This is a genomic window from Pseudomonas sp. GCM10022186 (assembly GCF_042656385.1).
Taxonomy (GTDB): domain Bacteria; phylum Pseudomonadota; class Gammaproteobacteria; order Pseudomonadales; family Pseudomonadaceae; genus Metapseudomonas.
Genome location: NZ_JBHSOU010000060.1, coordinates 139149 through 145433 on the forward strand (window position 1 = coordinate 139149; position 6285 = coordinate 145433).

The 6285-nt window shown below is 67.0% G+C and carries 5 protein-coding genes; 1 reads left to right on the forward strand and 4 read right to left on the reverse strand.

Annotation, left to right across the window (positions count from 1 at the left end; genetic code table 11):
- Nucleotides 1-34: 34 nt before the first annotated feature.
- The 3 genes from eutC to eat form a co-directional block, all read right to left on the reverse strand.
- Nucleotides 35-868, reverse strand: coding sequence for an ethanolamine ammonia-lyase subunit EutC (gene eutC, locus ACFPU0_RS19655; protein WP_377694943.1), 834 nt, complete (start codon nucleotides 866-868; stop codon nucleotides 35-37).
- Between the two features lie 17 nt (nucleotides 869-885).
- On the reverse strand, nucleotides 886-2280 hold the full coding sequence (locus tag ACFPU0_RS19660; protein WP_377694944.1) for an ethanolamine ammonia-lyase subunit EutB: 1395 nt from the start codon (nucleotides 2278-2280) through the stop codon (nucleotides 886-888).
- Between the two features lie 118 nt (nucleotides 2281-2398).
- On the reverse strand, nucleotides 2399-3769 hold the full coding sequence (gene eat, locus ACFPU0_RS19665) for an ethanolamine permease (RefSeq protein ID WP_377694946.1): 1371 nt from the start codon (nucleotides 3767-3769) through the stop codon (nucleotides 2399-2401).
- A 296-nt stretch (nucleotides 3770-4065) separates the two neighbouring features.
- Between eat and ACFPU0_RS19670 the strand changes: the two genes are divergently transcribed.
- Nucleotides 4066-5118, forward strand: coding sequence for an AraC family transcriptional regulator (locus tag ACFPU0_RS19670; RefSeq protein ID WP_377694947.1), 1053 nt, complete (start codon nucleotides 4066-4068; stop codon nucleotides 5116-5118).
- Nucleotides 5119-5238: 120 nt separating this feature from the next.
- Here the strand turns inward: ACFPU0_RS19670 and ACFPU0_RS19675 are convergent.
- Nucleotides 5239-6285, reverse strand: a 1047-nt coding sequence (locus ACFPU0_RS19675) for an aldehyde dehydrogenase family protein (protein ID WP_377694948.1), incomplete at its 5' end; no start/stop codon positions are given.

A 6285-nucleotide genomic window follows, 5' to 3' on the forward strand; every position in this document is an offset into this window, starting at 1 on the left:
TTGCTCGATCTTCCGAAAAAGCGCCATCGGCGCCTCAATGTTGGTCGCTCGCCAGCAGGAAATTTCCCGCCAGGGCCCGGTCGGGCTCGCCGGACAGCGACGGCACTTCGGCCTCGTCCTTCAGGTTGACCCCGGAGAGTTGCCGGCGGCAGGCCTCGCGCATCAGGTAGAGCAGGCGGTGGGCGGCCATGCCGTAGGACAGGCCTTCCAGGCGCACATTGGAGATGCAGTTGCGGTAGGCGTCCGTGAGGCCGACGCGGGGCGCCCAGGTGAAGTACAGGCCGAGGCTGTCGGGCGAGCTTAGGCCGGGGCGTTCGCCGATCAGGATCACCACCATCTTCGCCCCCAGCAGTTCGGCCACCTCATCGGCCACCGCAACGCGGCCCTGCTGCACCAGCACCACGGGGGACAGCGACCAGCCTTCGGCCAGGGCCTGTTCTTCCATGCGATCGAGGAAGGGCAGGGTATGGCGCTGTACCGCCAGGGCGGAGAGGCCGTCGGCCACTACCACGGCCAGGTCGTAGCCGCCGGGGTTGGCCTGGGTGTGCTGGCGCAGTTTCTCCACTGACGCGGAATCCAGGCGTCGGCCGAGGTCCGGGCGTTGCAGGTAGGTGTCGCGGTCCTTCGCGGCGCTGTGCAGCAGCAGGGTTTCGCGGCCACGCTCGGCCAGCTTCGCCGACAGCTCGGCATGCTCGAAGGGCAGGTGCACGGCATCCCGCGCCTGGGCATGGGCGTACTGGAAGTTCAGCTGGGCGTGGGTGGGCAGGCTGATGCCGGCCCGGCCCAGGGCGATGCGCGCGGGGGTCAGGCGGCGCAGTTCCTGCCAGGGGTTGGCGGTGTGGCCGGAGGTGGGGCGTGGGTCTTTCATCCTTCTCTCCTACGGGTTCAGGCGAGTCGCGCGATGGCCTGGCGAAAGGCGGGTGGCAGCTGCTCGCCGAGTATCACCCGGCCATCGTTCTGCACCAGGATGCCCATGCGTTCCAGCCAGGCCTCGAACTCCGGCGCGGGCTTCAGCCCCAGGCTCTGGCGCGCGTAGAGGGCGTCATGGAAGGAGGTGGTCTGGTAGTTGAGCATCACGTCGTCGGAGCCGGGGATGCCCATGATGAAGTTGATGCCGGCCACCCCCAGCAGGGTCAGCAGGGTGTCCATGTCGTCCTGGTCGGCTTCGGCATGGTTGGTGTAGCAGATGTCGCAGCCCATGGGCACGCCCAGCAGCTTGGCGCAGAAGTGGTCCTCCAGCCCGGCGCGGATGATCTGCTTGCCGTTATAGAGGTATTCCGGGCCGATGAAGCCGACCACGGTGTTCACCAGGAAGGGGTTGAAGTGCCGGGCCACGGCGTAGGCGCGGGTTTCGCAGGTCTGCTGGTCGACGCCGTGGTGGGCGTTGGCGGACAGCGCGCTGCCCTGGCCGGTCTCGAAGTACATCAGGTTGTTGCCCAGGGTGCCGCGCTTTTGCGACAGGCCCGCCTCGTAGCCTTCCTGGAGGATCTTCAGGCTCACCCCGAAGCTGGCGTTGGCCGCCTCGGTGCCAGCGATGGACTGGAACACCAGGTCCAGCGGCACGCCGCGCTCGATGGCGGCGATGGAGGTGGTGACATGGGTCAGCACGCAGGCCTGGGTGGGGATCTCGTAGCGCTGGATGATGGCGTCGAGCATCTCCAGCATGGCGCAGATGGAAGCGATGCTGTCGGTGGCCGGGTTGATCCCCAGCATGGCGTCGCCGTTGCCGTAGAGCAGGCCGTCGAGAATGCTCGCGGCGATGCCGGCCGGTTCATCGGTGGGGTGGTTCGGTTGCAGGCGGGTGGAGAGCCGGCCGCGCAGGCCCATGGTGTTGCGGAAGCGGGTGACCACGCGGATCTTCTGTGCCACCAGCACCAGGTCCTGCACGCGCATGATCTTCGACACGGCCGCGGCCATCTCCGGCGTCAGGCCCTTGGCCAGGGCGCGCAGGCTGGCTTCGTCGGCGAGCTCGCTGAGCAGCCAGTCGCGCAGGCCGCCGACGGTGAGGTGGCTCACCGGGGCGAAGGCGGCGCGGTCGTGACTGTCGATGATCAGGCGGGTGACTTCGTCCTCCTCGTAGGGGATCAGCGCCTCGTCGAGGAAGTGCTTGAGCGGGATGTCCGCCAGGGCCATCTGCGCGGCGACCCGCTCGCCATCGCTGGCGGCGGCCACTCCGGCCAGGTAGTCGCCGGAGCGCGCCGGGCTGGCCTTGGCCATGACTTCCTTGAGGCTGTCGAAACGCCAGGTCTCGCCGCCGACGCTGTGGGAAAAGCTTGCCATCTGTGTCTCCGTCCTCGGGTGAGCCTGGGTAGTGCAGCCCTCGTAGGGTGGATAGCGCTTTTCTATCCACCATCACGGTGGAAATCCCACACGTGGATTTCCACCCTACGGGTTGGGTTCAGGCGCGGGTCAGCATCGCATCTTCCGGTGCACTGGCGCGATGGTGGGCGGTGAACTGGAAGTAGATGTAACCCGCCGCCATGAAGCCGAGGAAGATGAAACCGATCAGGGTGTTGAACCAGGCCATGGCCAGCAGGCAGACCACGGCCAGCACCAGGGCGATGGCCGGCACCACCGGATAGCCCGGGGCGCGGAAGGTGCGCTCCAGGTGCGGCTCGCTGGCGCGCAGCTTGAACAGGCTGAGCATGCTGATGATGTACATGACGATGGCGCCGAACACGCTCATGGTGATCATCGCCGCGGTCAGGCTCATGCCTTGCAGGTTCACCAGGCCGTCGCTGTAGATGGCGGCGATGCCGACCACGCCGCCGGCGATGATGGCGCGGTGCGGGGTCTGGAAGCGCGACAGCTTGGCCAGGCCGCGGGGCAGGTAGCCGGCGCGGGCCAGGGCGAAGAACTGCCGCGAGTAGCCGAGGATGATGCCGTGGAAGCTGGCCACCAGGCCGAACAGGCCGATCCACACCAGCATGTGCATCCAGGTGGAGTCGTTGCCGACCACCGCCTTCATGGCCTGGGGCAGTGGGTCGTTGATTCCGGACAGCTGGCGCCAGTCACCCACGCCGCCGGCCATGATCATCACGCCGATGGCGAGGAACACCAGAGTCAGGATGCCGGCGATATAGGCGCGCGGGATGGTACGTTTCGGGTCCTTGGCTTCTTCCGCGGCCATGGCCGCGCCCTCGATGGCGAGGAAGAACCAGATGGCGAAGGGGATGGCGGCGAAGATGCCGGAAATCGCTTGCCCGCCGAACTCATTGGAGCCGGCCCAGCCATTGACTACGAAGTTGCTGAAGCTGAAACCCGGCGCTACCACGCCCATGAACACCAGCAGCTCGGCCACCGCCAGGATGGTCACCACCAGCTCGAAGGCGGCGGCGATGCTGACGCCGAGGATGTTCAGGGTCATGAACACGAAGTAGGCGCCCACTGCGGCGTGCTTGGGATCGAGTTCCGGGTACTGCACGTTGAGGTAGGCGCCGATGGCCATGGCGATGGCCGGCGGGGCGAAGACGAATTCGATGAGGGTGGCGATGCCGGCGATCAGCCCGCCTTTCTCGCCGAAGGCGCGGCGGCTGTAGGCGAAGGGGCCGCCGGCGTGGGGAATGGCGGTGGTCAGTTCGGTGAAGCTGAAGATGAAGCAGGTGTACATGGTCGCCACCAGCAGCGCGGTGACCAGGAAGCCCAGGGTGCCGGCGGCGCCCCAGCCATAGCTCCAGCCGAAGTACTCGCCGGATATCACCAGGCCGACGGCGATGCCCCAGAGATGCAAGGTGCCGAGCGTGGGTTTTAGTTGTTGTGTCGTGCTCATCGGGACTCCTCGCCCTGGGGGCGTCGTTGGTGGATGACCTGGTCCGATCTTATCCAGCGACCCTCCCCAGGACTTGACCCTGGAACGCCGTGTGCGGCCTCTGCGGTCAAGTCGCGCGGCACTGTTACCCATCACCCCACCGGGCTCGCCCCGGCACGGGGCACGGCGCGATGGCGTGCACGCAAATGGCCCGGAATCGTCCCTTTCACGGGGGCTCCAGCCCGCTCCCGCGCGGCCGGACAAGGGGCATGGGTTTTGCTTGAATGCGTGATCAAAAAAAGACTTGGTAATCCGTGATGAACCAGTCCCTGTTTTCCAGTGCCGGCCTGCAGGCGCCCATGGCGAGCAACGTCGGCGTGCTGTCGGCGGCTGCCAGTGGCCTTGACCGCTTCATCACCGACCAGGGCGGCGACCTGGACCGCATCTTCGGCCGCGCCGGCATCGACCCGGAGCGGTTGCTCCACCCCACCCTGAGCCTGGCCCTGCCCAACTACTGCCAGGTGCTGGAAGAGGCGGCGCGGCAGTCCGGCTGCGACAACTTCGGCCTGCGCTACGGCCAGCAGTTCCAGCCCCGAGCCCTGGGATTGCTGGGCTATGTGGGGCTCTGCTCGGACACCCTGGAAGAGGCGCTGAAGCATTTCGCCGCGGCCTTCCCCTATCACCAGCACAGCACCCTGATCCGCCTGGTGGATTGCGGCGAGTGCCTGCGCTTCGACTACCAGGTGCGTCACGGCGCGATCCTCGACCGCCGCCAGGACGCCGAGCTGACCATGGGCATGGCGCTCAACCTGATCCGCCACGTATTGGGCCGCGACTGGGCGCCGCGCGCGGTGGCCTTCGAGCACGACCGCCCGGAGGGTTGGCAGGAACACGGCCAGGCCTTCGGCGCGCCGGTGCAGTTCGGCCGGCCGTGCAACTTCCTGCTGGTGCCCAAGGGCGACGTGCAGGGCAAGCCGATGCCCGAGCGCGATCCCAACCTGCTGTTCCTGTTCCAGGACGTGATCCGCCGCCTGGGCGAGCAGGGCGGCCGGCCAAGCCTGCTGGAAGAGGCGGGCACCCAGATCCGTCTCGCCCTGGCCCTGGGCGAACCCAGCCTGGAACAGATCGCCGAGCGCCTGGAACTCACCCCGGCGGGCCTGCAGCGCCGCCTGCGCGAAGAGAACCTCAGCTTCAGCCAACTGGTGGAACAGACCCGCCGCGAGCTGGCGCTGCACTACCTGCGCCAGCGCCAGCGGCCCATTTCCGAACTGGCGCCGCTGCTCGGCTATTCCGAAACCAGCGCCTTCTCCCGTGCCTTCCGTCGCTGGTTCGGGGTGAGTCCGCGGCAGTGGCGGGGGGACGAGCGCTGAGCCCGACCCAAGCGACGGAGCTGCTTTTCCTGTAGAAGGGGCGATTTCAATCGCTGTAGGGAACCGACCGCCCATGAAAAAACGCGGCCGAGGCCGCGTTTTTTCATGGAGTGCCAGGGATCAGAAGAAGCCCAGCGGGTTGATGTCGTAGCTCACCAGCAGGTTCTTGGTCTGCTGGTAGTGGTCGAGCATCATCTTGTGGGTCTCGCGGCCGACGCCGGACTTCTTGTAGCCACCGAAGGCGGCGTGGGCCGGGTACAGGTGGTAGCAGTTGGTCCAGACGCGGCCGGCCTTGATGCCGCGGCCCATGCGGTAGGCGCGGTTGATGTCGCGGGTCCAGAGGCCGGCGCCGAGACCGAACTCGGTGTCGTTGGCGATCGCCAGGGCCTCGGCTTCGTCCTTGAAGGTGGTGACGCCCACCACCGGGCCGAAGATCTCTTCCTGGAACACGCGCATCTTGTTGTTGCCCTTGAGCAGGGTCGGCTGGATGTAGTAACCGCTGGCCAGGCTGCCCTCCAGCTTCTCCACGGCGCCGCCGGCGAGCACTTCCGCGCCTTCCTGCTGGGCGATCTCGAGGTAGCTGAGGATCTTCTCGAACTGCTGCTGGGAGGCCTGGGCGCCGACCATGGTTTCGGTGTCCAGCGGGTCGCCGCGCTTGATGGCCTTGACCTTCTTCATCACCTCGGCCATGAAGGCCGGGTAGATGGATTCCTGCACCAGGGCGCGGGACGGGCAGGTGCACACCTCGCCCTGGTTGAAGAAGGCCAGCACCAGGCCTTCGGCGGCCTTCTCGATGAAGGCCGGCTCGGCCTGCATGATGTCTTCGAAGTAGATGTTCGGGCTCTTGCCGCCCAGCTCCACGGTGGAGGGGATGATGTTCTCCGCGGCGCACTTGAGGATGTGCGAGCCGACCGGGGTCGAGCCGGTGAAGGCGATCTTGGCGATGCGCTTGCTGGTGGCCAGGGCCTCGCCCGCTTCCTTGCCGAAGCCTTGCACCACGTTGAGCACGCCGGCCGGCAGCAGGTCGCCGATCAGCTCCATCAGCACGGTGATGCCCAGCGGGGTCTGCTCGGCGGGTTTCAGTACCACGCAGTTGCCGGCGGCGAGCGCCGGGGCGAGCTTCCAGGCGGCCATCAGCAGCGGGAAGTTCCACGGGATGATCTGCCC